The organism is Agitococcus lubricus (assembly GCF_003051055.1).
In the GTDB taxonomy this organism is placed as follows: domain Bacteria; phylum Pseudomonadota; class Gammaproteobacteria; order Pseudomonadales; family Moraxellaceae; genus Agitococcus; species Agitococcus lubricus.
Genome location: NZ_QAON01000009.1, coordinates 96,898 through 123,366 on the forward strand (window position 1 = coordinate 96,898; position 26,469 = coordinate 123,366).

General features: G+C 42.5%; 27 protein-coding genes and 2 tRNA genes. 18 read left to right on the plus strand and 11 right to left on the minus strand.

Annotation, left to right across the window (positions count from 1 at the left end):
* Nucleotides 1-227 precede the first annotated feature (227 nt).
* Nucleotides 228-845 carry a DUF6915 family protein gene (locus C8N29_RS10255; RefSeq protein ID WP_107865972.1) on the plus strand — a complete coding sequence of 206 codons (618 nt, stop codon included), beginning with the start codon at nt 228-230 and terminating at the stop codon, nt 843-845.
* A gap of 11 nt (nt 846-856) precedes the next feature.
* A complete protein-coding gene (locus tag C8N29_RS10260; protein ID WP_107865973.1) occupies nt 857-1,657 on the plus strand; it encodes a hypothetical protein in 801 nt (266 codons plus the stop codon).
* A 164-nt stretch (nt 1,658-1,821) separates the two neighbouring features.
* On the opposite strand, the gene C8N29_RS10265 is transcribed toward C8N29_RS10260, so the two are convergent.
* The 6 genes from C8N29_RS10265 to C8N29_RS10290 form a co-directional block, all read right to left on the minus strand.
* Complete coding sequence (locus C8N29_RS10265) at nt 1,822-2,133, minus strand: PIN domain-containing protein (protein WP_107865974.1); 312 nt, start codon at nt 2,131-2,133, stop codon at nt 1,822-1,824.
* Between the two features lie 69 nt (nt 2,134-2,202).
* On the minus strand, nt 2,203-2,454 hold the full coding sequence (locus C8N29_RS10270) for a hypothetical protein (RefSeq protein WP_107865975.1): 252 nt from the start codon (nt 2,452-2,454) through the stop codon (nt 2,203-2,205).
* Nucleotides 2,455-2,556: 102 nt separating this feature from the next.
* On the minus strand, nt 2,557-4,299 hold the full coding sequence (locus C8N29_RS10275) for an AsmA family protein (RefSeq protein WP_107865976.1): 1,743 nt from the start codon (nt 4,297-4,299) through the stop codon (nt 2,557-2,559).
* Nucleotides 4,296-4,646, minus strand: a complete 351-nt coding sequence (locus C8N29_RS10280) for a hypothetical protein (protein WP_107865977.1) — start codon at nt 4,644-4,646, stop codon at nt 4,296-4,298. Before C8N29_RS10280 ends, C8N29_RS10275 begins: the two co-directional genes overlap by 4 nt.
* A 7-nt stretch (nt 4,647-4,653) precedes the next feature.
* The gene (locus C8N29_RS10285) at nt 4,654-5,055 is read right to left on the minus strand and encodes a DNA polymerase III subunit chi (protein ID WP_170106958.1); all 402 of its coding nucleotides are present in this window, start codon (nt 5,053-5,055) and stop codon (nt 4,654-4,656) included.
* Nucleotides 5,056-5,062: 7 nt separating this feature from the next.
* A complete protein-coding gene (locus tag C8N29_RS10290) occupies nt 5,063-6,547 on the minus strand; it encodes a leucyl aminopeptidase (protein WP_107865979.1) in 1,485 nt (494 codons plus the stop codon).
* 92 nt (nt 6,548-6,639) lie between these two features.
* Here C8N29_RS10290 and lptF point away from each other — a divergent pair, with 92 nt between their 5' ends.
* From lptF to C8N29_RS10315, 5 genes are all read left to right on the plus strand, one after another.
* Complete coding sequence (gene lptF / locus C8N29_RS10295; protein ID WP_170106959.1) at nt 6,640-7,743, plus strand: LPS export ABC transporter permease LptF; 1,104 nt, start codon at nt 6,640-6,642, stop codon at nt 7,741-7,743.
* A complete protein-coding gene (lptG, locus tag C8N29_RS10300) occupies nt 7,740-8,807 on the plus strand; it encodes an LPS export ABC transporter permease LptG (protein WP_170106960.1) in 1,068 nt (355 codons plus the stop codon). Before lptF ends, lptG begins: the two co-directional genes overlap by 4 nt.
* A gap of 596 nt (nt 8,808-9,403) precedes the next feature.
* Nucleotides 9,404-10,213 (plus strand): PP2C family protein-serine/threonine phosphatase, encoded by an 810-nt coding sequence (locus C8N29_RS10305; RefSeq protein ID WP_107865982.1) that lies wholly within the window; start codon nt 9,404-9,406, stop codon nt 10,211-10,213.
* Between the two features lie 7 nt (nt 10,214-10,220).
* The gene (locus C8N29_RS10310; RefSeq protein ID WP_107865983.1) at nt 10,221-10,580 is read left to right on the plus strand and encodes a hypothetical protein; all 360 of its coding nucleotides are present in this window, start codon (nt 10,221-10,223) and stop codon (nt 10,578-10,580) included.
* Between the two features lie 106 nt (nt 10,581-10,686).
* On the plus strand, nt 10,687-11,676 hold the full coding sequence (locus C8N29_RS10315) for a hypothetical protein (protein WP_107865984.1): 990 nt from the start codon (nt 10,687-10,689) through the stop codon (nt 11,674-11,676).
* Here C8N29_RS10315 and C8N29_RS10320 read toward each other — a convergent pair.
* The gene (locus C8N29_RS10320) at nt 11,673-12,635 is read right to left on the minus strand and encodes a polyprenyl synthetase family protein (RefSeq protein ID WP_107865985.1); all 963 of its coding nucleotides are present in this window, start codon (nt 12,633-12,635) and stop codon (nt 11,673-11,675) included. The genes C8N29_RS10315 and C8N29_RS10320 overlap by 4 nt on opposite strands.
* Before the next feature lie 374 nt (nt 12,636-13,009).
* On the opposite strand from C8N29_RS10320, the gene rplU reads away from it, so the two are divergent.
* From rplU to proB, 4 genes are all read left to right on the plus strand, one after another.
* Nucleotides 13,010-13,321, plus strand: coding sequence for a 50S ribosomal protein L21 (gene rplU / locus C8N29_RS10325; protein ID WP_107865986.1), 312 nt, complete (start codon nt 13,010-13,012; stop codon nt 13,319-13,321).
* A 15-nt stretch (nt 13,322-13,336) separates the two neighbouring features.
* Nucleotides 13,337-13,597 (plus strand): 50S ribosomal protein L27, encoded by a 261-nt coding sequence (rpmA, locus tag C8N29_RS10330; protein WP_107865987.1) that lies wholly within the window; start codon nt 13,337-13,339, stop codon nt 13,595-13,597.
* Nucleotides 13,598-13,854: 257 nt separating this feature from the next.
* Nucleotides 13,855-15,066, plus strand: coding sequence for an Obg family GTPase CgtA (gene cgtA / locus C8N29_RS10335; protein WP_107865988.1), 1,212 nt, complete (start codon nt 13,855-13,857; stop codon nt 15,064-15,066).
* Between the two features lie 20 nt (nt 15,067-15,086).
* Nucleotides 15,087-16,211: a glutamate 5-kinase gene (proB, locus tag C8N29_RS10340; RefSeq protein WP_107865989.1), complete on the plus strand. Its 1,125-nt coding sequence runs from the start codon at nt 15,087-15,089 to the stop codon at nt 16,209-16,211.
* 198 nt (nt 16,212-16,409) lie between these two features.
* On the opposite strand, the gene C8N29_RS10345 is transcribed toward proB, so the two are convergent.
* Together C8N29_RS10345 and C8N29_RS10350 are read right to left on the minus strand one after the other, a co-directional pair.
* A tRNA-Arg gene (locus tag C8N29_RS10345) sits at nt 16,410-16,486 on the minus strand.
* A 103-nt stretch (nt 16,487-16,589) separates the two neighbouring features.
* Nucleotides 16,590-16,680 (minus strand) — tRNA-Ser (locus C8N29_RS10350).
* Between the two features lie 354 nt (nt 16,681-17,034).
* Between C8N29_RS10350 and C8N29_RS10355 the strand changes: the two genes are divergently transcribed.
* From C8N29_RS10355 to C8N29_RS10365, 3 genes are read left to right on the plus strand one after another with little or no spacing between them, the layout of a single operon-like run.
* Nucleotides 17,035-18,246 (plus strand): outer membrane beta-barrel protein, encoded by a 1,212-nt coding sequence (locus tag C8N29_RS10355; protein WP_107865990.1) that lies wholly within the window; start codon nt 17,035-17,037, stop codon nt 18,244-18,246.
* Between the two features lie 22 nt (nt 18,247-18,268).
* Nucleotides 18,269-18,901 carry a polysaccharide biosynthesis/export family protein gene (locus tag C8N29_RS10360; protein ID WP_107865991.1) on the plus strand — a complete coding sequence of 211 codons (633 nt, stop codon included), beginning with the start codon at nt 18,269-18,271 and terminating at the stop codon, nt 18,899-18,901.
* 15 nt (nt 18,902-18,916) lie between these two features.
* On the plus strand, nt 18,917-20,905 hold the full coding sequence (locus tag C8N29_RS10365; RefSeq protein ID WP_107865992.1) for a GumC family protein: 1,989 nt from the start codon (nt 18,917-18,919) through the stop codon (nt 20,903-20,905).
* Between the two features lie 390 nt (nt 20,906-21,295).
* On the opposite strand, the gene C8N29_RS10370 is transcribed toward C8N29_RS10365, so the two are convergent.
* The gene (locus C8N29_RS10370; protein ID WP_204509323.1) at nt 21,296-21,514 is read right to left on the minus strand and encodes a hypothetical protein; all 219 of its coding nucleotides are present in this window, start codon (nt 21,512-21,514) and stop codon (nt 21,296-21,298) included.
* A 401-nt stretch (nt 21,515-21,915) separates the two neighbouring features.
* On the opposite strand from C8N29_RS10370, the gene C8N29_RS10375 reads away from it, so the two are divergent.
* From C8N29_RS10375 to C8N29_RS10390, 4 genes are all read left to right on the plus strand, one after another.
* Complete coding sequence (locus tag C8N29_RS10375; protein ID WP_107865993.1) at nt 21,916-22,776, plus strand: TRAP transporter TatT component family protein; 861 nt, start codon at nt 21,916-21,918, stop codon at nt 22,774-22,776.
* Nucleotides 22,777-22,895: 119 nt separating this feature from the next.
* Nucleotides 22,896-23,891: a TRAP transporter substrate-binding protein gene (locus C8N29_RS10380; RefSeq protein ID WP_107865994.1), complete on the plus strand. Its 996-nt coding sequence runs from the start codon at nt 22,896-22,898 to the stop codon at nt 23,889-23,891.
* The gene (locus C8N29_RS10385; protein WP_204509324.1) at nt 23,891-24,391 is read left to right on the plus strand and encodes a TRAP transporter small permease; all 501 of its coding nucleotides are present in this window, start codon (nt 23,891-23,893) and stop codon (nt 24,389-24,391) included. Before C8N29_RS10380 ends, C8N29_RS10385 begins: the two co-directional genes overlap by 1 nt.
* An 11-nt stretch (nt 24,392-24,402) precedes the next feature.
* On the plus strand, nt 24,403-25,665 hold the full coding sequence (locus C8N29_RS10390; protein WP_204509325.1) for a TRAP transporter large permease: 1,263 nt from the start codon (nt 24,403-24,405) through the stop codon (nt 25,663-25,665).
* On the opposite strand, the gene C8N29_RS10395 is transcribed toward C8N29_RS10390, so the two are convergent.
* Nucleotides 25,628-26,332: a hypothetical protein gene (locus C8N29_RS10395; protein ID WP_107865996.1), complete on the minus strand. Its 705-nt coding sequence runs from the start codon at nt 26,330-26,332 to the stop codon at nt 25,628-25,630. The genes C8N29_RS10390 and C8N29_RS10395 overlap by 38 nt on opposite strands.
* Between the last annotated feature and the right edge of the window lie 137 nt (nt 26,333-26,469).

Sequence of the window (26,469 nt, forward strand, 5' to 3'; positions counted from 1 at the left end):
TAGCGTAGCGAAATACGGGATTAAATGTTGATTATGCTAATACCGTGTTATTAAGCAGGCTACTTAAATCTAAAAATTGGCGTAATAGTAACAGATTTTGCATGGGCTAAATACAACGTCATGCTATGACGTATTGCTGTGAACGGCCCCACACAACCGTCATCTATTCATGTTATAAAACAAAAATAATTTGCAAAATAAATTGTTTATGGATAGTCGAGCCGATTATGAATGCTATTCAACATTGTCGTGTTTCCCAAAAACGTTGGGGCGGTCAACCCGAAGATTACTACGCGATTCATGATTTTATTGATTGCACCAAGGCGTTATGTCCTGACTCGCGGCATCGTATTTTTCATACTATGTGGGCAGTAAAACATATTATTGTGCCTGTTTTTGGTCATACCTTAATCAATAGTGATGGAAAGTCAGTGGATATCAAGGATATGTGCGAACGTGACCATTTATTGGTCGATTTTCACAATAAATACATTCCAACTTTAGGCGATTTTGTTGCTGCCATTGATGATGTAGATATTAAAAACTTAGGTCAACGCATCGAAAAGTTTCACCAAGATTACATACAAGACAATCAAATATCTGCTCTCATGCTGTCGCCATTATCGTCAACGGGACAGCTAAAGTCGTTGTTAATTACCCATAACAGTTGGTTTATGAATGATATTTTGCCCAAAATATTTCATACCAATCCCGTCATAGCCGACTTTGATTTAAGCCCAAGTACATTTTTTAATGCCATGCGTTTTGAGTTGTGGATGGATAATGCGATGAGTCCACCTCCGAGCGCTCAGAAATTATATCAACACCGAGTTCATGTTCGTTAAGGAGAAAACAAATGCGTCAACCTACTTATGTTATTCGTGCTTACTTTTTTGGCTATAACGATGAAACTTTTTATGTGTCTGGCAGTCGTATTCAGCAGGTCTTCCATGATAAAGCACAGGCAGAAGCGGCCTATAAACGTTTAGAAATAGATGCTGCCCGTGAGTTTCCTTTGCATGAGTTAGATGCGCTATTTAATGCCAGTGAGGAGGATTTGCAAGCTTTAGACCAGTTCGTATTTGAACGTTGTGGCGAACATATTTTGGGCGACGGTTGGCTCAGTCAAGACACGCTGACCGATAAATTAAACGATGAGGATACCTTTGAGTTTATCCAGCGTGCGGGCTGTCATGCGTATCAATTAGTGACATTTGAGCAAGAGCCTGCCTTTTTTGCTGTGTGGTTGCCACACAAAGAAAGCTACTATATTCAATATGATGAGTTTGCCACGACCTTAGTATATGCCGCCTCCAAAGATGCCTTGATAGCAGAGCTGGGTTATTTAATGTATGAGTTCGATAATGAAAAAATTGTCTTAACAGGGGCGTTAGATGCCTTAAGCCCACAACCGATGTTATTGACACAAGTCATCAAAGGGCATAGTAAAATTGCAAAATATGATGAATCTAATATGCGTTTAACGCTCAAAGGCGGTCATGATGAAGAGGCCTTTTTAGCAGCTTTATTGGCGATTAATGAGCTACTCAATACCCCTATAATAGAAATCCGCACCTTGAGTTTGGCGCAAGTTAAAACCATTGAACAAGAGCTGGCAGAGCAGATGGGAGAAAGCTTTGGTTGGGACGAAGAATAGTGCCTGAGACTCAAGGGATGGCGCTATTTTTGAGTGTCGTTTCTCCGATTTATGGTGAGCCTGTCGAACCATTGGCAGAAAGTCCTTCGACAAGCTCAGGGTGAACGGCCAATACAATAACTATGGTTTTCTATATGGACAGGGTTTATATGATTTCAAAAACTTTACAACCAATCATCAAGTTGTAGGTTTGGTACGCGGATAAACTCGCGAGTATTATGGGTAATTAATACCAATTGACGTTCTATCGCTTGAGTGGCAATGAGTAGGTCATAAGCACCAATCGGTTGATTTTTTGTTGCTTGTCTAATTTGAGCCGCTTGTTTGGCATCATTAGGGGTAAAATCTAAAACGGCAAAAGGAATTTGCGCTATTTTTTGTAAGTTATGATGCAAATGCTGTGGGCTACCATTAAAAGCACCATAGTAAAGTTCATATTGTGTAATCACAGAAATCGCTATTCGTGAACATGATATTGTTGAAGCCTGTCTCTAAAAGCCTGATGTTTGTGCATGGCTATGATGGCATTAGTATCAAGAAAAATTTCATCTAAACAAATCATCAAGATTAGGACGTTGTTGAATACACAGCTTTTCAGAAATCGCCTGTTCAAAATTATTATCAAAAGGTTGCAAGTTTTTAAGCCAGTCCCATTCATTGCTTTTTGGCGCTATTGGAACGTTTTTATACTCTTTTTGGTATAAAAACTCTATAAAATCAATTGCTTCTTGTGCTTTTTCGGGTGAAAGAGATTGTAGGTAATAAATCGCTTGGCTAATAGTGTGAGGTGATTGCATGATGTAATTCCTCTGAATGTCGATTGGCTTGAAGTACGAAACTCAATCTATATAGTAAATGATTGTTTTGTGTGCTCAACATATCTTGGTAACTCTCCAAATCTACCGCAAAGACACTACCAACTCTTTATCCAAATAACCTTCAACTTTAAAAGCAAAAGGAATACGTCCTTCATTATCAGTAAGTGTTGCTAAATTTGGAGCGATTTTAACTAGCTGTTGCGAGCGCTCTTTACTCAATCGTGCATTCACATCCCAACGCACTAACAAACTATTTACTGCCAGCGAGCCAGTCACTGTTGCATCAGCGACAATGCCTTGATTATCAGTGAGTTGTTTTAGTTGCATATTGTCTAAACGGATATAATTATTTTCATAATTCATCACGCCTTCAACCGTACTAATAGCCAGTTGCTCGGTGGTTTTGAAGACATTATCTAACTGTTTAGTGGTTAAACGATTCGCCAATACCGCACGTAAACCATCTTTAAACAAACGCGCATTAAGCATTTTAATATCTTCGCCTTGGACTTTGGCACTGGCTTTAATGGTAAATTGAGAAGGCACAAGTTTGGCACTAAAATCGACTTTTAATTTAGAGCCTTGTTTCTTTTCAAACACTTCTGGCAACAATACCCCTAAAGCACTCGAATCTAACAAACCAGTCGCGGTTAAATTATTGGTATCACCTTGGGCATCAATATTGAGATTAGTTGTGCCACTATAACTTAAGTTTTTTGGTAAATAGGCGCGCACAAAAGGATAAACTTCTTCCATTTTGGTCGGTTCTAAGCCGTTAGCGCGTAAATTAATATCCATCACAGGTTGTTTAGGAATGCCACGCACCACACCATTAACCGTCATTTTGTTGCCATGAATGGTCATGGCCATGTTGTTGATGTCTAAACTATTGCGTTTTAAGCTAAAAACATTATGACCAATATCCAAACCCATACTAAAGGCTTTGCCGCGTTGTTTACCATCAGGTGCGGCTAACACCATATTTTCAAATTGAATGCCACCTTGAGAGCTCATGCCATCCCATGTGTTGCCTTTGAGTTGTAATTTCATGGAGGCCACACCACTGACAGGGTAGGCGGTTAGGTTTTTGGGTGCATACGCTAAGAAGGGTAAAATTGGGGCATCGTTGACGGTTAACACCCCATCAATGGGCATTTGATTACTTTTAACACTATTTAATGGGCCTGCCATGCCGCGTAAGCTGACATTGCTTTGTGTCGCTTGTGGGGTACGCAAACTAATGTCCATATTAAATTTTTCTTTCACAGCAAAACCCGTAAAACGGGCATCAATATTATCAAAACTTAATTTAGCGGCACCTTGTGCAGCCGTAGCATCAACAATATTGATCGAGCCATCAGTGGCATGAAAGTTTTTAATGCGTAGCCAATTCATTAATGGGCCACGCTTTTGTTGCAACAAATCGCCAATATTCAGTGAATAATCTTTATCAACTAAGATATTGGCTTGAAAGTGTTGAATCGCAAGGTCATTGACCGAAATCCGACCAATAAATAATGGTAATAAATCAGCCGTTAAACTCACATCTTGTGCGCGAGCAAAAAATGGCCATGTGCGTAAAGGATGGTTGGCAAAACGTTCGTTTTCGGAGAGGGTAATCTCTTTAACTTTAACACCAAAAGGTACCAAGCTAAATTTGAGTTTGTGGTAGTCGATTTTGCGTGGAATAACGCTCTTAACAGCAGCTTCACCTGCTTTACGGGCGGCTGATTCATCAACACTCTCGGCTGCACAAGGTATCAGCCATAAGCTCAACGCGATGAGCGCAAGGTGTGGACGCCGAGTCAGCCTATAGCCCATCATGAATGATTCGTTTTGCTTAAGCTATCGCTTAATAGTTGATTCATTTCACCATGCAACCAACGACGTAAGTCTATCCTTACTTTATCGAGATGTTGCTCAATTAAGTCATCTGCATTTTGTAGAAAGCGTTTTTTTAGCTCCTGCTCAATCTGCGAGGCAGGTGGTAAATTAGACGCAGCAGACCGTGGTAAAGGACTATTGACGGGAGGGTTAGCAATAATACGTTCACTGATTTGACCGCCCAGTGATTGGCAAATCGCTTGTAGTTCGTCAAAGACGGTTTGACGAAAATCCATCGGCGCGCGCTGCCAGCGTTGCGGAAAGTTATTACCTAATTCGACAGCCATAAAGGACTCACAGGGTATGTTTATCTAGGCTAAAGCCTTGTTGTTTATAAAATTGCCAGCGTTGTCTGCCAGCTTGTTTGCTTGTTTCATCGTGCCCTATGATTTCAAGGATACGCTGAAATTGAGCAAGACCTTGCGGCTGACGTTGGCTTAGGTTAATCAGAATCCCATCCGCTTCGGGTGGTGTTTTTAAGCCAATTAAAACAGGTGCAAGGATAAATTGTCCATCCCCTATACGGTGATGTGGTACAAAAGTTTCGGGTTTAAATGTCCATAACCATTCATCGCAGGCCAGTGCATCGGCCTCATTTTCGGCTTGAATAAATAAACGATGACCTGCACTTAAGGCTTTTGCGGTTAAGCGGCAGGTCGTCAACAAGCGAGCATCGACACTCGCTTGCGTTAACAAATAAAAATCAACTTTTAGCACGATGAGACAAATAGTGCATTAACAAAGGAACGGGACGGCCAGTCGCGCCTTTTTGCGCGCCAGATAACCACGCTGTGCCAGCAATATCCAAATGCGCCCATGTATAGTCTTTGGTAAAACGTGCTAAAAAGCAGGCCGCCGTGATTGCACCGCCATTAGGCCCACCAATATTACCAATATCCGCAAAGGGGGAGTCGAGTAATTCTTGGTAGTCAGGCAATACAGGCATACGCCATGCGCGGTCATTACTTTGTTCACCCGCTTGTAAAATATCGTTGGCGAGTTCATCACTGGGGCTAAATAGGCCTGACACCACTTTACCCAAAGCCACCACACAAGCACCTGTTAACGTGGCAATATCAATCACAATCGCAGGATCATATTTTTTAACGTAGGTAAGGGCATCACACAACACCAAACGACCTTCGGCATCGGTATTTAAAATTTCAACAGTTTGGCCAGACATCGTGGTAACAATATCACTAGGACGCGTCGCACGACCAGAGGGCATGTTTTCGGCAGCAGCGACCACACAAACCACGTTAATGGGTAATTTAGCGGCTAAAATGCCTTTCATTACACCAAAAACCGAAGCTGCACCACACATATCAAACTTCATTTCATCCATGCCAGCCGCAGGTTTAATCGAAATGCCACCTGTATCAAACGTAATGCCTTTGCCAACTAATACCACAGGTTTTTCGCCTTTTTTGCCACCTGTGTAATTCATCACAATCAATTTGCCTTCTTGCTCTGAACCTTTAGACACCGCTAAAAATGCGCCCATGCCTAATTTTTCCATCTCTTTTTCGCCTAAAATCTCAACGCTTAATTTACGTTGGCCTTTGGCAAGCAGGGTGGCTTGTTCGGCTAAATAGCTTGGATGACAAACATTGGGGGGTAAATTACCTAAATCGCGGGCAAAATTTTGACCTAAAGCAACGGCTTCTCCCCATGCTAAGGCCTGTTGACCTGCGGTGTTGGCTAAAGATTCGTCGACCACAAAAGTCATTTTTTCAATACTGTTACTGGTTTTTTTGCTTTTGAAAGTCTGAAATTGATAGCTAGCTTCTAAAGTTGATTTGCTTAATTCGCTCAATACTTGGCTAGGGCTACGGTCTAAAACGGACAATTCTGCCAAAAAGCTATAAGCACTTTGTACTTGCTTATTGAGTGCTTTATAGGCACTGCTTGCGACTTTTTGTAAGGCACGGCCATTAAAATCTTTGCTATCGCCCGCACCAACGACTAAAACAATAGGGCTACTGATGTGATTTAAGTGATAGACTGATAGCGTTTGCCCTAATTTTGCTTCAAAATTCGCCGCCTTTACGGTGGATGTTAAGGCACCCCCACTGATTAAATCAATGGCTTGACCCGTAGCCGTCAGACCGTCTGTGGTCATGGCGATAATTAAGGTGTCGGTGCTAACAAGTGCGGCGTTCACCGCAGGGAGTAGTGCAAATTCCATTCTAACCTCAGTTAATCAGTGAATCATATTGGTGTTATGGTACTAGTTTACCGATTAGCAATGTTTTTAACAGCAGACAAGGCAGGAAAACAGTGATTATTCGTCGCTATTTAGCAGGGCAATTGTTAATAACCACCGTGGCTATTACCCTTTTATTGACCTTCATCCTGATGGGAGGGCGCGTCATTAAATTTTTTGGCATGGCCGCCCAAGGCAAATTAGACGTCGAGCTGTTATCTGCTGTTTTATTATATCGTCTGCCGGGTTTTTTAGAGCTAATTATTCCGCTGAGTTTATTTATTGCCGTGTTACTGACGTTTGGCCGTTTGTATATTGATAACGAAATGGCAGTGATGTCCGCGAGTGGCATTAGCCGTTGGCAAATGCTCGGTTTTATCAGTCCAACAGTGCTCGTTGTCACCCTCATCATCGCTAGTTTTAGCTTTTATTTAACCCCTAAAGGCAACTGGGAATATGAGCGTTTATTTAAGCAACAGGCCAATCGTAATACCTTTGACCTCATAAAGCCCGAACAATTTCAGCGTATCGGTGACAATATGTTATATGCCCGTGCGCTCTCTTCAGATAAAACCCAATTATTTGATGTCACGCTTTACAGTCAGCCCAGTAATCCCAACAAAAAGCCTGTGTGGTTACAGGCAAAAACAGCAACGCGTTATTTTGATGCACAAACGGGGCAGACTTATATTGCGTTGACTGATGGATATCGTTACGAGTTGTTGGCAGGCCAAGTGCAATACAGTCGTTTGCAGTTTAGTCGTTATAAAATGCGCTTACAGTTAACCAATACCGAGCCAGAAATAGACCGCGCTCGCGCTTTTGATAGTCAAACGATTTATCAACGCCAACAAGCCAACGATAGCCTAGCTTTGGGTGAATGGTTATGGCGTTGGTCCATGCCCTTGATTGCACCGATTGGCGTGTTGTTGGCCTTACCGTTAGCCAAAGTCAATCCTCGACAAGGCCGTTATCTCAAGTTGTTGCCCGCAATTTTGTTATATATCAGTTTTGTGGTGTTTATTGGCGCGATGCGCAATAAAGTTGATAAAGCCAAGGTGGGCGAAATGGCCGTTTGGACGGTGCATATGGCCTATTTTTTACTGGCGCTGCTGTTATTAACATGGGATGACTTGAAAGCGCGTTATCAGTTATGGCGACAAGGAGCAACAGCATGAGCCGCTTAAGTCGTTATGTCAGCCGTGTCGTGCTCAGTGCGACCTTAATTGTTCTGTTATTGTTGACGGGTTTAGACCTCGTATTTACCTTTTTGGCAGAATTAGAAGAATTAAAACAGAATTATCAAGCACCGCAAGCGCTTTGGTATTCCTTGCTGTCTTTACCGTGGCGTCTGTGTGACATGATGCCCGTTGCGTCTTTAATTGGTGGCATTGTCGGTTTGGGGTTATTGGCGAATCATTCCGAACTAACCGTGATGCGAGCGGCAGGGGTGAGCGTCTGGCGAATTGTCGCATGGGTATTACAACCGATTATGTTATTAGTCATTCTGAGTGTTGCGATGACGGAATATGTCGTACCGCGTTGCCAACAATTGGCTGAAATGAATAAAGCACAGGCCTTAGGCCATCATTATAATCAAGATGAACTGACAGGTTATTGGCAAAAACAAGACAATACCTTTGTTCATATTCGGCAGGCAAACATCAAGGGGCAATTACGTGATATTAGTTTTTACCAACTGAATACCCAAGGTCAATTGGTACAAACACAAGTTGCAGCGCAGGCCTATTATTTGGGGCAACAGCGTTGGCAACTACAATCAATCAGTCAAGCCCAATTTGCTGCAAACGGCTCAGCAACACAACAGCATCTCACTAATAGCATTTGGCGTAGCGAGTTAACGCCCGACTTTTTGGCGTTAGTGACGGTATCACCCGAATACCTCCCTCCCAGTCGTTTATACCAATATGCACATTATTTGGAAGGGCAAGGCTTGGCAGCAAGCTCCTATTTTTTAGAGTTTTGGAAAAAAATATTAGCACCTTTGGCCGCCATGTCGATGGTGTTCGTGGCTTGCTCTTTTATTTTTGGCCCATTACGTTCGGTCACGATGGGACTGAGAATTATTTTAGGGATTTTAACGGGCTTAGGCTTTCGCTATTTACAAGACTTTTCTGGCTATGCTAGTTTGATTTATCAATTCTCGCCCTTGATTGCGGCGTCAGTTCCCATCATTATCAGTATGTGTTGGGGTATTGTCGCGCTACGTCGAGTTAAATAAAACACGGCAAATGCCAGATGCAGCCTCAGCCTGTACAGAGTCGGAGAATGTGTAAAACGAAAATAGCGGAGCTGGCTTAGCGAAAGATGATTTATGGGGTACGATAGCCCGAAAAATAACAGGATTTGTGCATATAACGGTAAACAGGCATCGTATATCTGAAAAATAACAGACAAATAACGAAGCCTGTTAAGGTTAAGCACACGGTGTGGTCTCACGTTTTGCTATTGAGTCTGCAAAAAAAGAGTCAAAATCTACTATCGTTTAAGATGATACATCTTGTATAAATAATGGTAGATGGCGTACTAAACGAAGATTTATCGTGTCAATATGTGCTATAAACCAAATGAATGGCTACATTTTAGACAAAAAAACGGTAGTTTTGGCAAGCTAACTAAAAACCGACTACAGTTATTACAGAGCAAAACAATTAACAACATTAGGGTGTCATTCAAGTAGTTTTGATAAATAGAGGCCACTGCGGCGACACTGATTATCGACGCTACTAAATCCAAACAATCATTAAATACCGTAAATTTAGTGGTTGTTTGGCCTAATAAGTATAGCGCTCACGCATTGCACCGTGGTTGGCCAACATGCTGGAAGGCCAACAGCGTCAGCCTATAGGTTTTCTTATTAGTGGATATAGTTTTATCAGCGGTTTATATAAAGAGAATGCTATTTTGCTAAAGTGGATTTCTGCAGAAGCAACCGATGTCGGTGCAAAACGAAAAATTAATGAAGACTCCATCTTATCGCGTGTAGATATTGGCTTATGGGTCGTTGCAGACGGTATGGGAGGCCATGCAGCAGGCGATATGGCTAGTCAAGCGGTCGTCAACGCCTTATCGCAGCTTAAGCCGAATCAAGACCTTGCAGACTTTGTCGATGCGATGGAAGATAAATTGTTATTGGTCAACCATCAGTTAAGACGTCATGGTCAAGAAGCACTTGGAGGGCGGACACTAGGCACAACGGTCGTCAGTTTATTTTTTACGGATACGATGGGGGCTTGCATTTGGGCAGGGGATTCGCGTGCTTATGTATTAAGAGCAGGACAGCTTTCCCGTATTTCGCATGACCATTCAGCAGTTCAAGAAATGATAGATGCGGGTATGATTACCAATGAGCAAGCCAGTTACCATCCGCATCGAAATGTGATTACGCGCGCAGTTGGTGGTGGTGAAAAGTTATATCCTGAAGTCCGTGTATTTACCGTCCAAGCTGGTGATTGGTATTTATTGTGTAGTGATGGCTTCTATAATGAAGTTAGCGAAGATGTGATGACAAGCTTGATTGTCCAAGAGACACCTGAGGAATCCGTGCGTATTCTGATGGAAAAAGCCCTAGCACATGGAGCACTAGATAACGTTTCTTTGATTATCATCAAAGTAACAGAGGCGTAGGCGTAAAATGAAAACAGACTATCCAAAAGCTAATGCCCGTTTGGCCGAGGTAGCAAAAAGTTGGGCTGATGGAGAAGTTAGCCACGAAGCATGGCGTAAAGAGCGCCGTACTATTATTGAGTCTTTATTACAAGGTAAAGACTGGCTAGCCAGTGAATCGGTCAACTCAACAAAACGCGTGGTCAGTGCCGCTCGTGCAACACTGCCGAACATACCCGCAGTCCCTCCGTTTTTAGCACCCAGTCCAACTATTGTCAATCCGCATGTCATGGTTGCAGCCGATGTGCCACATGAGGATGTCCTCTTGCTAGCTATATTATTGCTAGTCATGATGATGACCGTAGTGACCTTGTTATATATTTTATAACGTGTGCTAAAGTTGATGTCTGTCTCCCCGTATTGTTTGACAATTATGCGTCCTGCGTATTTGTGTAATGTTTTAAACTGGCCACATCAACCAAGGGAAGACAAACATGAGCCAATATCAAACGGTTGTCCCTATAACCGCTAAACAGAATGTCTTTGTTCAAAGCACAGTGGTTGCAAACCGTATCGTTCGTCAGCGTAAACCCCTATTACGAGACCTACGTTTGGTCTTAACCCATGCCTCAGAATTACCTTGGTTATTTTTTCCGTTAAAAACAGAAAAAGATGTACATCCCGAGCTCTTGCCTTCGAGTTATCCCAGTTATTTAGACTATTTTTCTGTGATTGCACAAATGGTTGTGCCAACAGAACGTAAGTCTGTGTCCTATGGTACTTTGGCGGTAATTCCCCATGACTATGTATGGCCAGAAGAAAAAAAACAAAGTAAATGGTTCTTTATTAATGGTATTTGTACGAGTCCAGCGATGGCACTGCTGGAGGCGCGTGAAATGGTTGCCACGTTTCAGCGGCCTATTCATCTCATTCATACGCCAACAGCAGGCGTAGTTCGTGATTTATGGGGGGCGATTACCGCCAGAACCTTGCGCAAAGATGGCCGTTTATCTCGCCCTGCATTTAATATTGTCAAAAATGCCTTGTTAAGTCATGAAAAAGTCGTATTAACGACGTATTCTCAAGGCACTATTGTGGCGAGTTATATAGTCCGTAAAGTCCTAAAAGACCCCATTCTACGCTTACATGCACATAAGTTAGAGGTGTATTGTATTGGTGGAGCCGCTGATAGCCTACACATTGACCATAACTTAACAGCACAATACGGCCGTAGCGTGCCGTATGTTGAACATTTTGCCAATGGTAAAGACTTTTTTGCGCGTGTTGGTGTACTAGCCCATTACCATGATACCTCGGGCGCGATTTTTGTCATTCCCAATAAAAAAGGTCACATGTTAAATGACCATTATCTCAAGGGTATTGGGCGAGGGGATTATTGTGACCAACGTTCACGTTTATACCGTTATGCTAACGGTGGCGAGGCGGGAACAAATGATTATATCCCGCCTGATAGACGTCGTTAACTGACACGGTTAAGGGCTAACTCGGCTAACCCGACTAAGGCTTGTTTATAAATAGACTCAGGTAAGTCAGCCAACGCAGCAATGGCTAATTGAGATTCTTCTGTAGCACGTTGGCGACAATAAACTAACGCACCTGTGGTTTTAACCGTCTCAATAATTGCCGCTAAATGTGCTAAGCCACCCGTTTTAATGGCATTACGAATTTGTTCGGCTTGTTCGGGAGCAGCCATTTTGATGGCTTGAATTAAGGGGAGGGTGGGTTTGCCTTCGGCCAAGTCATCACCTAAGTTTTTGCCCATAATGTCCGCAGAGCTGGTGTAGTCCATCACATCGTCAATAATTTGGAAGGCGGCACCAAAATGAATGGCATACTTTTTTAAGGCTTCACGATAAGACTCATTGCCTAAAACGGCACCTGTCTCGGTGGCAGCCACAAATAGCTGTGCGGTTTTACCGTAAATGACATCCATATAACGTGCTTCGGTCGTATCAGGGTCGCGCTGATTAATCAGTTGTAATACTTCGCCTTCAGCAATAATACAGGTGCTATCAGACATAATTTCAGAGATGGTTTGGTTTTTCAGACTGACAATTAACTGAAACGCACGCGAAATCAAAAAGTCACCGACGAGCACCGCAGTGGCATTATTCCACGCCGAGTTGACGGTGGCACGACCTCTTCGTAAGTCGGACTCATCGACAACATCATCATGAATCAACGTCGCTGTATGTAGCATTTCAATAATTGCCGCCGCAGGAATATGTTGTGAGCCTTGATAGCCTGCTGCTTTAGCCGCCAATAAGCATACTAATGGACGTAAACGTTTCCCCCCACCCTCTACTAAATAATGCCCTACTTGCATAATTAAGGGCACACGCGAATCCAAATGATTCAAAATAAAGTCGTCAACTGCCGTAAAATCTGTGGCGACCGTGGCCAAAATGTCTTGGAAGTTCATAATGTAATAGCCATATTTGTATTGAAAATATCTTAATTAGATTATCTCACGCTCTAAATAAGCAGGCGCAAAAAAATCAACACGCCCTAAGATATTTTAGAGAACACGTATTGAACCAAATAGATAACCAAAAGTAATCTTTTTTTGATGATTGAAAGCATATTGTGAATTACGCCCATTCACAATCGTACAACGCGAGGATTTCGCAATTAACTCAGCAGTCAGCGAACAGAATTGTGCACAAATTAGCGATAACTGCATAACAACGTAATAGATGCTTGCACTCTGAGGGCATTTTGCATACAATCTCGCACCTTGCGAATTTATCACTGTGGGCTTAGAAGAAGCTCCGCAGATTTACGGAGTCGGCGACTATGTACGCGGTTATTAAAAGTGGCGGCAAACAACATCGCGTTGTTGAAGGCGAAAAGCTCAAAGTTGAGTTATTAAACGCAGAGCCAGGCCAAAGCATTACTCTTGAAGATATTTTAATGGTAGTGAATGGCGACAACATTCAAATTGGTACTCCAGTAGTAGCTGGAGCTAAAGTTACAGCAGAAGTGCTTGGTCATGGTCGTCATGATAAAGTGCGTATTATTAAAATGCGCCGCCGTAAGCACTACCGTAAGCAACAAGGTCACCGTCAATGGTTTACCGAGTTGAAAATTACTGCTATCAGTGCTTAATGGGGGATATACGTCATGGCACACAAAAAAGCGGGTGGTTCTACCCGTAACGGCCGCGACTCACAGGCCAAACGTTTAGGTGTAAAAGTCTACGGCAGCCAACAAATTGTTGCAGGTAACATCATCGTTCGTCAACGTGGCACACAGTTCTGGCCTGGTGAGAATGTAGGTATGGGGCGCGACCATACGTTATTTGCTAAAGCTGATGGCGTATTAAAGTTTGTAACTAAAGGCCCATTCAACCGTCAATATGCGGTTGTTGAAGTGGCTGCCTAAGGTTAGTGCTTTATCGACAGGATTTGCGTGGTCTATGACACGTGCTTGTATGTAAATACACACATCAACTGTGCAAAAACCAAAGTGAATCCCAAAAGCCCCGTTTTATGCGGGGCTTTTTGTTTTATGAATTTATGGGTTTGCTGAAAAGCAATGCCATGTCTTGAGTGTATTGTCATGATGCAACGGTTTGTCAGCCCATTGCATATACGGCTCAAATACATGCTTGACTGAATATTGGAAAAGGCGAAAGCGTCATGCGTTTTGTAGATGAAGCGATTATTTATGTTGAAGCAGGTACAGGTGGTAATGGCTGCGCTAGCTTTCGTCGTGAAAAATTTATTCCATTTGGTGGGCCTGATGGAGGCGATGGTGGACGTGGTGGAAGTGTCATTATTGAGGCGCATCCTGATGCCAATACCTTAGTCGATTATCGTTATACGCGCAAATTTCGCGCCGAGCGTGGTCAAGGCGGTCGTGGTGCCAATTGTAGTGGCAAAAGCGGCGCAGATATTATTCTAAAGGTTCCTGTTGGTACCACGATTGTTGATGAGGATACCCAAGAGGTGCTCGGTGATTTAGTCGAGCCGTTTCAGCAATTATTGGTCGCCAAGGGCGGGCGAGGAGGTTTGGGAAATATTCACTTCAAAAGCTCGACTAATCGTTCACCACAAAAGGCGACTTCTGGTTATGCGGGTGAAGCACGCAATTTACGTTTAGAGCTAAAGGTATTGGCGGATGTCGGATTATTGGGCTTGCCAAATGCGGGCAAATCTACCTTTATTCGTGCGGTATCGGCGGCAAAACCCAAAGTCGCTGATTATCCATTTACAACCCTTGTCCCCAATTTAGGCGTAGTTGATGTCGATAGGCATCGTTCTTTTGTGATGGCCGACATTCCTGGTTTGATTGAAGGGGCAGCCAGTGGTGCAGGTCTTGGCGTACGTTTTCTTAAGCATTTAGCAAGAACACGCATTTTATTGCACTTAGTCGATATCGCACCGATTGATGGTTCTGACCCTGTGCAAAATGTACAAGCGATTGCCGAAGAATTGGCAAAATTTTCACCTGCGTTGGCAATGTTACCGCGCTGGTTAGTCTTAAATAAAATTGACCAAGTATTTCCCGAAGAGGCAGACGAGATTTGCCAAGATATTATTCAGCGCCTCGCATGGCAAGGGCCTGTTTTTAGAACCTCGGGCTTAACCCGCGAGGGAGCCATGCAGGTGTGTTATAAATTAATGGATACCATTGAAGAACAAAGGGTTTTAGAGGCCGAAAATCCTGAGTTTGCCGAAGCAGAAGCCGAAAAACGCCGTTTGTTAGAAGCAGAAACGCGTGAACAAATTCAAAATTTACGAGCACAGCAACGGGCGCAATACTTAGCTCGTAAAGAAGCGGGCTTTGATGATGATGAAGATTGGGATGACGATGATGATGGCGATATGGAAGTCATCTACCAGCGTTAAATAACAGTAGGGTTGAGAGCATGACGGATAATCGCCAAAAATTAAGACAAGCCCGCCGATGGGTGATTAAGATTGGTTCGGCCTTATTGACGGCCAATGGCCAAGGCTTAGACCAAGCAGCCATGAAATCATGGGTCGCACAAATGGCTGCCTTAGCGCAACAAGGTATTGAATTGGTCTTGGTGTCTTCGGGCGCGGTTGCGGAAGGCATGGTCAGAATGGGTCTAAATGGTCGACCTGAATCCTTACATGACCTACAAGCCTGTGCTGCCATAGGACAAATGGGATTGGTGCAAGCCTACGAATCGCATTTTCGAGAGTTCAATTGTAAAACAGCGCAAATTTTACTCACGCATGAAGATTTAGCTGACCGACAGCGCTACTTGAATGCGCGCTCAACATTAACTACGTTAATTGATTGGCGTGTCATTCCTGTCATCAATGAAAACGACACTGTCGCCACAGATGAAATTCGCTTTGGTGATAATGATACCCTAGCAGCCTTAGTCGCAAACTTAGTCGAAGCAGAAATTCTTGTCATATTGACTGACCAAGAAGGCATGTTTGACCGAGACCCACGCTATAACGCAGATGCCGCGCTGTTACCCGAAGTGCGAGCGATGGATGAGTCGTTATTTGCGATGGCGGGCGGCGGTGGTGCCTTAGGGCGTGGCGGCATGATTACCAAAGTCCGTGCTGCCCGTTTTGCTGCCCGTTCGGGCTGTGCTACGGTGATTGCTAGTGGCCAAAGTCCACAAGTTTTACAGCGTTTAGCAATGGGGGAAAGTTTAGGAACTTTACTATTACCCGATGATGACCGATTCACGGCACGCAAGCAATGGCTGGCCGCGCATTTACAAACGGCTGGTAAAGTCATTTTAGATGCAGGCGCAGTCAAAGCGTTGGTTGAGCAAGGGCGTAGTCTGTTACCTGTGGGTATCAAAGCGGTAGAGGGACAATTTGGACGCGGCGAGGTGATTGCCTGTATGGATGAGCAAGGCAAACAAATTGCAGTCGGTTTGATTAATTATAGCGCAGAAGAAGTAGAAAAAATCAAAGGGCAATCCTCTGAGCAAATCAGTGTATTGCTAGGCTACATGAGTGACGAGGAGTTAATACATCGCGATAATATTGCGTTTATGTAGTAACTAGTATTAAGTATTAAGTATTAAGTATTAAGTATTAAGTATTAAGTATTAAGGGATGCTGCTGTCTGTTTTACAATTTGCAAGAGGCGCAGCATTTTAATCTAGTCTAGTAAGATACATAAAAAATATTCTTCTTTGGAAAAGAGTTTGAATATTAGCTTAACGTAAGCAGGAGAGTATTATTTTGGATTTAAGTGGCGCGCCCGGAGAGATTCGAACTCCCGACCCCCAAGTTCGTAGCCTGGTGCTCTATCCAACTGAGCTACGGGCGCGCTGATGAGGCGGCGAATTATATAGTTTTTCGCTAGCCTGTCAAGTAATTTTCTGAGATTATTTTGCATTTGTAGACTGTTACAAAATAGCCACAGAAAATAATGGCGGAGAGTGAGGGATTCGAACCCTCGATGGGCTTTTGGCCCATACTCCCTTAGCAGGGGAGCACCTTCGGCCTCTCGGTCAACTCTCCGCACAGGGCGCATATACTATCACTGCTGAGAAAAAATAAAAGCCTTAAATCGTGATAAAGGGTTAATAAACGAGCAGTTAACAACAGTTAACGAAGAAATTATACAAATTATAAGTCAGATTGTCAGACAGTTATTGAGGGTCGTCTTGTTCGGTATGATATAAATCATCATTAGGTGTAAATGACGATTGTTCGGAAGTAGACCAATCATGAATACTAGATGTGCGTATTCAGTGGTGACTTTTGACTCGTCATAATGCTAGAATCGCCCTGAATCTGGCTACATAGCAGTCAAAACGCGTATTGTTTTGATTGATTAACGCTTATCTGATTGAGTCTATCCGAGGGAAAAATATGGAAAGCAAAAAGAGTGTGGGTGTTTCCGGTTTAGGATTAGCCCTGTTATTAGGTGCACAAGGTGCAATGGCACAAGTGGCTGTACAACCACAAGCAATTCCATTTGGCTCCTTTGTATTGGTTCCAGCACTCGTTACGCAAACAGTGTATGACGATAATGTTTATAATACCCATACTGATGAAGTCAGTTCATTTTATCAAACGTTAAACCCATCCTTTGCTTTTATCGCACAAGATCGCTTGAATGTGTATTCTGCTACTTATGCTATCAATGCAGCAAGTTATGCAAACGATAGCGATGATAGCTATGCTGATCAGTTGTTTGATTTGAAAGCACATATTGAATCAAACGCGCGTTTACGTTTTGATTTGGGTGCAAATTATGCGATGACCCATGATGCGCGTGGCGTTGGTTTTACTAGTGGTTCTAGTTTGACTGAGCTATACGCCTACGGTGAGGTGGATAAGTTTGATTTAGCAACCTTAAGTGCTGGGGTTGAGTATGGTGCTAAAGATGCTCGTGGTTTACTGCGTGCCGATGTGAGTACTAGTCAAAAGCGTTATGATCGTGAGTTAGTTGCAAAAGCCCGTGATAATGACAGTATGTCTGCTTCCGTTGGTCTGCGTGCACGTCTTATGCCTAAAACCCAGTTTTTAATTGATATTGAGCATGCAACTACTGAATATGAAAGTTCAAGTGGTTCTCCAGACTCAACGGATAACCGTATTTTTGCGGGTATTGAGTGGAAAGGGACTGCTCAAACGACAGGTAAATTACGTTTAGGTCAGAGTAAACGTGAAGTGGATGGCCTAGATGACAAATCTAAATTCAGCTGGGATGTTGATGTTATCTGGCAGCCAAGACAATTTGATTCTATTAACTTAAATAGTGGTAACCGTTTATCTGACGCTACCTTGCCGTATGTTTCTTTGGAAAATACACATTATGGTGTAAGTTGGAAGCATGATTGGGCTGAGCGTCTGAATACAGTTGTGTCTCTGGGGTTCTCAACGGATGACTATGAGGCACCTGCTGGTGTGAAAAATCGTACTGATGACTCGTCTCAGTATGGTGTATCCGTTAACTATCAAATGCGTCGCTGGTTGATTTGGAATGCGTCCATTCAGGCTACTGACCGTAGTTCAGATGTTCAGATATACGATACAAAACGTAACGTAATGAGTGTAGGTGCTCAAATCAGTTTATAACTTGAGTCTGAGCTTCTGACTTATGCAACAATCTCTTCGTTTATTGTTAGTGTCAGTTATCCTTGCGTGGGCGCCTGCCCACGCAGGCTTTCTAGATAAATTATTCAATAGTCCTACAGCGTCAAGTAACACTGCTCCCCCTGTTGCTGGTACTATATTAACACCAGCTGCTTATCCTGTTTTGTTAAGTCAAGTTTCTGATTATCGCTTGGGTGCAGGTGATAAACTCGGTATTACGGTTTTTAACGAAAAAGAGTTGAGTATGGAGGTATTGCTGAGTGATGCAGGAACCTTCTTATATCCTTTTTTAGGCGAAATTGCCGCAAAAAATAAAACTATAGGTGAGTTGAAATCGATGTTAACTCAACAACTCAAGGATGGTTATTTGGTTGACCCTAAAGTTTACGTTAGCATCATAGAATATCGTCCATTTTTTGTGAATGGTGAAGTGAGTAAACCTGGCGGTTATCCCTACCAGCCGGGTTTGACCATTCGTAAAGCTATTTCTCTAGCAGGCGGCCTGACGCCAAGAGCTTCTTTAGCTAAAATATTTGTTATTCACGAGAATGATCCTACAGGAGTTCCACGCTTAGCAAATTTAGATACTGTGATTGTGCCTGGCGATATTGTCACCGTTGATCAGAGCTTCTTCTAGTTTTAGGTACATGTAATGGAAATTTTGGATAAAAACCTGTCACCACAACAGGAAGATTCTATTGATTTACGGCATTATTGGAACGTTGTTGCACGATTTAAATGGGGTATTATTGGCTTAGCAATTGCTATTACTGTAGCAACAGCCTTTGTTGTGTCGACAGTGCGTCCTGTTTATCGTGCTACAGCGACATTAATGATTGAGCAAAAACAAGGTAAAACGCTTACATCACTGGATGATGTTTATGGTACAGATGGTGGCAAAGAGTATTATTTACAAACGCAATTCGAGATTTTGAAGTCGCGTGAATTAGCTACTCGTGTCGTGACTGAGTTGAATATTGCGAATCACCCTGACTACTTGCCCCGTAGCGAAGCTGAAAAGTCGTGGTGGCAGCAAATTGATTGGCGTCAATTACTACCTCGTGGTCATCAATCTAACCCGATTCCCTCAGACGAAGAAAAACTGACTTTACTCGTTGATAGGTTTATGGCTAATCTGAGTATTGAGCCAATTCGTCAAACACAACTTGTTAAAATTAGTTTTGAGTCTCATGACCGTTCACTAACGGCAGCAGTCGCAAATGCGATGGCTAAAACCTATATCAACAGTCAAATGGAAGCTCGTATTACCTTGACTCAACAAGCCGCTGAATGGTTATCTTCTCGTTTAGGTGTGTTGAAATCGAATGTCGAGGTATCAGAAAAGAAATTACAGGCATACCGTGAAGAAAATAATCTCGTTGATTCTGGGAATAACTTTGGCGTTTTAGGCCTAAGTGCAGGGCAGTTACAGCAGACTAATCAGCGTTTAATTGAGGCACAATTTAAAGTTGCTGAAATTAGCAAGCGTTATGGAAGTAAACATCCAACTTTAATTCAGGCTGAATTAGAGTTAAATGAAGCTAAAAAAGCACTGGAAATTGCAAAGGCAGACTCGTTAGAGCTATCGAAAAAAGAATTTAAATTCAAGGAGCTTCAACGAGAAGTCGAGACCAATCGTAATTTATATGACACCTTTTTTGCACGTATTAAACAAGCAAATGATAGTTTAGAGTTAGATACCGCTAATGCACGTGTGATAGATAAAGCTGTCGTTCCAAATGCTCCCACCAAACCACGAAAAACGCTAATTATTGGTATATCTTTGGTGTTGAGTTTGTTATTTGGTGCAGCATTAGCGTTCTTGTTGGATTATTTAGACTCCACCTTCAAAAATGCCGAAGATGTTGAAGACAAACTTGGTATTTCTATGTTGGGGATGGTGCCTTTAATTAAAAAGCGTAAAAAAGACACCTCCGCTATTTATTTCTTGGATAGTAAACAAAACGGTTATGCAGAGGCTATGCGTACAGTACGTACCAGCGTAGTGTTATCAGGCATTGATAAACCGCATAAAGTCGTGATGTTGACCTCTAGTGTGCCTAGTGAAGGGAAAAGTACATCTGCAATTAACTTAGCGGTGGCTTTAGCGCAAATGGAGAGAGTGTTGTTAATTGATGGTGATATGCGTAAACCAACAATTGCCAAAGTACTAGGGCTGCCACCCAATAGTCCTGGCTTATCAAATGTGGTCGCAGGGACTTCCGTATTGGATGACTGTATTTTACATGTAGAAGATGCAAATATTGATGTCCTAACCGCAGGCTTAGTACCACCCAATCCTTTAGAGTTACTGTCTTCTCAGAAATTTATGGATTTGATTGCAAAGTTGTCTGAAACGTATGACCGTATTGTCATTGACTCGCCACCTACTTTATTGGTTAGCGACTCTTTAGTGATGTCCAAGGCTGTTGATGCCGTGTTATATGTGATTCGTTCAGATACCACTGCGCAAAATGCCGCACGTACAGGTGTAAATCGTTTACGAGCCGCTAAAGCTCCTCTGATTGGGGTTATCCTCAACAAAGTGAACATGAAGCGTGCTGCTCAATACTATGGGACTTATTCAAGTTATTATGCCTATGGCGATTATGTCTATGGCAGTAGCAAGAAAAAAGACTAAATATGCTCTTATAAAAAGCCCCTCGTAGGGGCTTTTTTTATTGTCTATCTCAATCACTTTTGCGGCATACAGTTTGGTTTTATGCTGTTGCCGAAATAGGGATGTTCATAGTCTATAAGGGGGCTTGTTAGCCATACATACAAATATCCAGCCAGCTTTTCTGTTGCGCTTATAGCAAATGAAGGAAGATACCGTTTTTTAGTCATTAAGAAGTGGTAGCGTTTAGTTTAGATTATTGGCTAGAGGTGTAGATAAAAAGGAATCAGACTGGCGCAGTGATTAAATAAAACAAGTCTACAAGTAGTCAGTCTTTACGGAGGTTGAATACTGAGGATATGCTATAAAAAAAGGAGAGCATAAGCTCTCCTTTTTTCTTCCAAGTAATAAATATTACTTAGGAGCAGCTTCTGGAGCTGGAGCAGCAGCTGGAGCAGCAGCATCAGCAGCTGGGGCTGGAGCAGCAGCTTCTGGAGCTGGGGCTGGAGCAGCTTCTGGAGCTGGAGCGGCGGCTTCTGGAGCTGGGGCTGGAGCTTCTTCTTTCTTAGCACAGCCAGCGAAAGCTAAAGCAGCAACGATAGCAGCAGATACGGCGATATTCTTGATTTGCATGGTGTCTCTCTCAAGTTTGCAAAAAAATGCTGATTACGATCCCGCTTTTTGAACGCTTACACAAAAGATGTGCAGACAATTAGCATCTCACTAAGCGGCGCATGCATAATAGCACTTAATAATGTAAATTGCATTATGTTTGTAGGACAATTTGCAAAAGGATGTGTTTTGTCAGACAGGCAGGATATCAGGCTAGCGTTATATTATAGATGAGTTTACCTGTTGAGTGTAAGGTTAGTAAGTAAAAAATCTTAACTAACAAGGGGTTATCTCAAATATACGGTGAAAGTATGTTTTTTAGAGATGGCATAGAAAATTGTATTTAGCAGCCGACAAAACAAAGCCTAATAGCCCAAATAATATCATTATCTGTTAAAATACAACTTTCAAACGTGAAAAAAATGATGAATACGAAAAAAAAATTATTTTATGGGTCGCTGTTTTGGTGTTTATTGAGCGGGTGTAGTACGCTGATTGCAGATAAAGCACAAGAAGCGGCCGAGACTTTTTCATCCAGTGTCTTAAATAGTGATGATCCTGCAACTGTTGCACAGGGGCTGCCAGCGTATTTATTGATGGTTGATGCTATCGTCCAACAAAATCCTGAGCAGACGGCATTATTAAATTCAGCAGCTAGCTTAAATAGCGCTTATGCCAGTAGCCTTGCAATACAACCGCAGCAAATCCAAGCCCTGCATAACAAAGCATTAAAATATGCATTTGCTGCACTATGTTTGGAAAATACACTGCTTTGTCAGCCACGCCAACTCCCTATCGATACCTTTACGCAGGCCGTGCACTCGTTGAACGGTCAGCAAGTCAATACGATATTTACGACTGCAAGTACATGGGCGGCATGGATTCAGGCCAATAGTAGCGATTGGGGCGCAATTGCCGATTTAGCTCGCGTTGAACTGATGATGAAACGTGTTATTGAGTTAGAGCCTAGTTATCAACAAGGAAATGCTTATTTATATTTGGGCGTATTGGCGACCGTGTTGACGCCTGCATTAGGTGGCCGTCCAGAAGAAGGCAAGCGTTATTTTGAACAGGCTATTAGCCTGTCGAATGGTCATAATTTGATGGCAAAATTGTACTATGCCAAAAATTATGCTCGCGGTATTTTTGATAGAGAGCTACATGACCGTCTGTTAAATGAAGTGTTGGCCGCCGACCCTCATGCGAAAGACTTGACTTTGAGCAATATTTTGGCACAGCAACAAGCGAAAGCGTTATTAGCGTCTGCGGATGATTACTTTTAAGAAAATGCAGATAAGAGTAACTCCGTGGTTGCGTGTTTATCAGTATCATCGTATGCAGGTTATGTAAGCGCTGTCCGTATCAATCTACATTATTAGCTACAACAAAAGAGAGTTGAGGTATGAATAAGTTTGTTTCCGCATTCGCATTGCTCATCATGGCGACTCCATTACAGGCGATGACCTTAAAAATAGCCACCTTATCGCCTGACGGTTCAGCATGGATGACTAAGATGCGTGCTGGAGCAGCAGAAATAGAAAATCGTACCCAAAAAAGAGTGTCGTTTAAATTTTATACGGGTGGCGTCATGGGGAATGATAAAGCCGTATTAAATAAAATAAAAATTGGCCAATTACACGGAGGTGCGGTAACGGCGGGTAGTCTTTCAGACTTTTATAAAGATACGCAAGTGTATTCTATGCCGCTGATGTTTAAAAACTTCAATGAAGTCGATTATGTGCGTACGAAATTTGACGCGGTAATTGCTAAGGGCTTAGAGCAGGGCGGAATGGTGAATTTTGGCTTTGCTGAAGCGGGCTTTGCTTATGCAATGTCGAAAACAGCCCCTATTCCATCCGTTGTTGAGTTGCGCAAACATAAAGTTTGGATTCCTGATAATGATATGCAGTCGGCAGAAACTCTCAAGGCGTTTCAGGTTAGTCCTATCCCGTTGTCTTTGGCAGATGTCTTGCCCAGTTTACAAACAGGAATTATTGATACAGTAGCTTCATCGCCTATTGGTACGCTTGCTTTACAATGGCATACACAAGTGAAGTATCTGACCGATTTGCCATTGAGTTATATCGTGGGTGTGTTGGCCGTTGACCAAAAAGCATTTAATAAAATTGACCCAGCCGACCAGTTAATTGTCCGTGATATCATGCAACGGACATTCAAAGAAATAGATAAACAAAATCGTCAAGATAATTTAGAGGCCTTTAATACGCTAGTGAAGCAAGGTATTAAGGTGGTCAAACCGTCAGCACAAGAGTTATTGGCGTGGGAAAAAGATGCCGCCCTTGCATCTGAACGTATTGAAAAAGCGGGGATTGTTAATCCATCTACCTTACAGTCTGTCCGTCAATACTTAAAAACCTATAAAGCGACGACAAAATAATGCTGTATATGACACAAACGCTATTACGTTGCTTACACCGTTTGGAAGATGCTTTATTGGTCTCTCTGCTGTTTGTGATGATGAGCTTGGCTGTCACGCAAATTGTGCTACGTAATGGCTTTGATACGGGTATTTTATGGGCAGATGCTTTTTTAAGGGTGTCTGTGTTATGGATTGCACTGATTGGTGCCTTGGTTGCAACACGGCAAAAACAACATATTCAGATTGATGTCTTATCTCGCTTTTTACCTGCCATCACTCGGTATATTGCGACTATCATGGTGAATGTATTTAGTGCCTTGGTTTGTGGTTTGTTGGCTTATTACTGCTTTGATTTTGTCAAAATGGAATACGAAGCCCCGAGCATGGCATTTGCGAATGTGCCGACATGGTTGTGTGAGGCTGTCATGCCTGTTGCATTTGGCTTCATGGCAGTGCGTTATTTTCTTCAAGCATTGGTATTAATATTTAACCCTGTAAAGACGGAATCCACGACGTGATCCTGAGTTTGATGATTGTTTTACTGGTGATGGCGCTCTTAGGAGCGCCATTGTTTGTGGTCTTAGCAGGGGCAGCCGCACTGGGGTTTTATCATCAAGAAACCTCACTCACGGTATTAGGTGTGGAGTTATATCGTCTAGTAGATACCCCCATTTTATTGGCCTTGCCATTATTTACGTTTGCGGGTTATTTGCTGGGAGAGGGGAATACATCTCAACGTTTGGTGAGATTAATTCGGGCATTAATGGGTTGGATGCCCGGTGGCTTGGCGATTGTGGCGTTTTGTACTTGTGCATTTTTTACGGCCTTTACAGGCGCGAGTGGGGCAACGATAGTCGCCTTAGGTGCATTGTTATATCCTGCCTTAAAACAAGCAGGGTATCCTGAGCGATTTTCTTTGGGTTTGGTCACAACCTCTGGTTCTTTAGGCTTGTTACTACCACCTTCCTTGCCGTTAATTTTATATGCCATTATTGCACAACAACTCCCCCAAGGTTCTACGGTCAGCATAGAGGCGATGTTTAAAGCAGGCTTATTGCCAGCCTTAGTGATGATTGTGTTATTGTCGATATATGGCTATTGGGTGACTCGTCAACATCATGTGCCTTTACAATCATTTTCATGGCAAGAGCTAAAAGGGGCAGCGATAGAAGCTAAATGGGAAATCCCATTACCTCTGTTTGTATTGGGCGGTATCTATAGTGGGATTTTTGCCGTGTCTGAAGCGGCAGCCGTGACGGCTTTATATGTCACGATAATGACGGTATTGATACATAGAGAAATTTCGCTCAAGCAACTTGTGCAAATTATGCGTGAATCGATGGTCATGGTTGGTGCTATTTTGCTGATTCTAGCGGTGGCGATGGCATTTACGAATTGGTTGATAGAAGCAGAAGTCCCCACCCAATTATTTGATGTCGTAAAACAATATGTGGATAGTAAATGGACATTTTTGCTGTTACTGAATCTCTTTTTGCTTATTCTGGGTTGTTTTTTAGATATCTTCTCGGCATTGGTGATTATGGTGCCGTTGTTGTTGCCTATAGCCGTCGGCTATGGGATTGACCCGATACATTTAGGGATTATCTTTTTGGCAAATATGGAGTTGGGTTATTGTACGCCGCCTGTTGGCATGAATTTAATGATTGCGAGCTATCGCTTCAAAAAATCCATGACCGAGTTATATCACACCACCATTCCTTTTTTGTTAGTATTGATGGTCGCCGTATTGATTATTACTTATTGGCCTTGGTTGAGCTTGGCTCTGCTTTGACAAGATACGGTGCACAAAGCGCTCGAATACTGTCATCCGACAAATCAATCAGTGGGCAAAAGTTAGACATTCTATTTTTTAGTCCGATGAGTGAAAAAACATACACTTTTTCTTTGGCACGTGTGTTTTCGCCTCGCCAAGATAAACTGCTATTGACGGCTTTAATGACTTGTTTTTGGCCATCTAACGACAGTTCAGGCCACAAGAATACACCCATTTTGATAATACTGTGTAAAATATCAATTTCATACGGCCCGAGTGCTTGTGATTTGGCAAGGAGATGTTCTAATTCTTTGTCGACCTCTCCGATAAGTGCTTTGAATTGGGCGTAGTCATGATAATGGTAAGCCCAATTAGGGCGTTGTGTTAACGCAACACGATAGTGTTCTTTGATGCGCTTTATGAGTTCAATACGTTGGTTGCTGGCGATTGATGGGTCATAAAATAATTGCCATGATAACAAATGTGCCATTTTAAGACGGTAATCGCTGTTATAAGGCACTAGTCTAATGGCACGCTCACTATTGCTTATCGCATTTGTATAGTCTTGAATGGAAGGATAAAACTGCGGATTTTCTTGTTTTTGAAAATTCCATGCTTCTAGATAGCCATTTGCGCGAAAATAAAACCATGCGCCTAACAAACTACACGCACTCCAAAGAATCATACTGAGTGTCAATATCAAGAGACAAGAACGTATTAATGGGGAGCTTAAACGAAATAAAGTCATAATCTTGACAGGTTAAAAAGAAATTAGTCCGCTATATACCATAACTTTTCAGCTTTTGTTAGTTAGTATCTTTT

Excerpts from the sequence above, each read along its gene's own strand:
- lptG (WP_170106960.1), top strand. The coding sequence starts at position 7,740 with ATGAGCCGCTTAAGTCGTTATGTCAGCCGTGTCGTGCTCAGTGCGACC.
- cgtA (WP_107865988.1), top strand. The coding sequence starts at position 13,855 with ATGCGTTTTGTAGATGAAGCGATTATTTATGTTGAAGCAGGTACAGGT.
- C8N29_RS10260 (WP_107865973.1), top strand. The coding sequence starts at position 857 with ATGCGTCAACCTACTTATGTTATTCGTGCTTACTTTTTTGGCTATAAC.
- C8N29_RS10360 (WP_107865991.1), top strand. The coding sequence starts at position 18,269 with ATGCAACAATCTCTTCGTTTATTGTTAGTGTCAGTTATCCTTGCGTGG.
- C8N29_RS10315 (WP_107865984.1), top strand. The coding sequence starts at position 10,687 with ATGAGCCAATATCAAACGGTTGTCCCTATAACCGCTAAACAGAATGTC.
- C8N29_RS10275 (WP_107865976.1), bottom strand. The coding sequence starts at position 4,299 with ATGATGGGCTATAGGCTGACTCGGCGTCCACACCTTGCGCTCATCGCG.
- C8N29_RS10255 (WP_107865972.1), top strand. The coding sequence starts at position 228 with ATGAATGCTATTCAACATTGTCGTGTTTCCCAAAAACGTTGGGGCGGT.
- C8N29_RS10365 (WP_107865992.1), top strand. The coding sequence starts at position 18,917 with ATGGAAATTTTGGATAAAAACCTGTCACCACAACAGGAAGATTCTATT.
- C8N29_RS10380 (WP_107865994.1), top strand. The coding sequence starts at position 22,896 with ATGAATAAGTTTGTTTCCGCATTCGCATTGCTCATCATGGCGACTCCA.
- C8N29_RS10355 (WP_107865990.1), top strand. The coding sequence starts at position 17,035 with ATGGAAAGCAAAAAGAGTGTGGGTGTTTCCGGTTTAGGATTAGCCCTG.
- rpmA (WP_107865987.1), top strand. The coding sequence starts at position 13,337 with ATGGCACACAAAAAAGCGGGTGGTTCTACCCGTAACGGCCGCGACTCA.
- C8N29_RS10385 (WP_204509324.1), top strand. The coding sequence starts at position 23,891 with ATGCTGTATATGACACAAACGCTATTACGTTGCTTACACCGTTTGGAA.
- C8N29_RS10310 (WP_107865983.1), top strand. The coding sequence starts at position 10,221 with ATGAAAACAGACTATCCAAAAGCTAATGCCCGTTTGGCCGAGGTAGCA.
- rplU (WP_107865986.1), top strand. The coding sequence starts at position 13,010 with ATGTACGCGGTTATTAAAAGTGGCGGCAAACAACATCGCGTTGTTGAA.
- C8N29_RS10280 (WP_107865977.1), bottom strand. The coding sequence starts at position 4,646 with ATGGCTGTCGAATTAGGTAATAACTTTCCGCAACGCTGGCAGCGCGCG.
- C8N29_RS10290 (WP_107865979.1), bottom strand. The coding sequence starts at position 6,547 with ATGGAATTTGCACTACTCCCTGCGGTGAACGCCGCACTTGTTAGCACC.
- C8N29_RS10370 (WP_204509323.1), bottom strand. The coding sequence starts at position 21,514 with ATGCAAATCAAGAATATCGCCGTATCTGCTGCTATCGTTGCTGCTTTA.
- C8N29_RS10395 (WP_107865996.1), bottom strand. The coding sequence starts at position 26,332 with ATGATTCTTTGGAGTGCGTGTAGTTTGTTAGGCGCATGGTTTTATTTT.
- C8N29_RS10390 (WP_204509325.1), top strand. The coding sequence starts at position 24,403 with ATGATTGTTTTACTGGTGATGGCGCTCTTAGGAGCGCCATTGTTTGTG.
- C8N29_RS10305 (WP_107865982.1), top strand. The coding sequence starts at position 9,404 with ATGCTGGAAGGCCAACAGCGTCAGCCTATAGGTTTTCTTATTAGTGGA.
- C8N29_RS10270 (WP_107865975.1), bottom strand. The coding sequence starts at position 2,454 with ATGCAATCACCTCACACTATTAGCCAAGCGATTTATTACCTACAATCT.
- C8N29_RS10375 (WP_107865993.1), top strand. The coding sequence starts at position 21,916 with ATGATGAATACGAAAAAAAAATTATTTTATGGGTCGCTGTTTTGGTGT.
- proB (WP_107865989.1), top strand. The coding sequence starts at position 15,087 with ATGACGGATAATCGCCAAAAATTAAGACAAGCCCGCCGATGGGTGATT.
- C8N29_RS10320 (WP_107865985.1), bottom strand. The coding sequence starts at position 12,635 with ATGAACTTCCAAGACATTTTGGCCACGGTCGCCACAGATTTTACGGCA.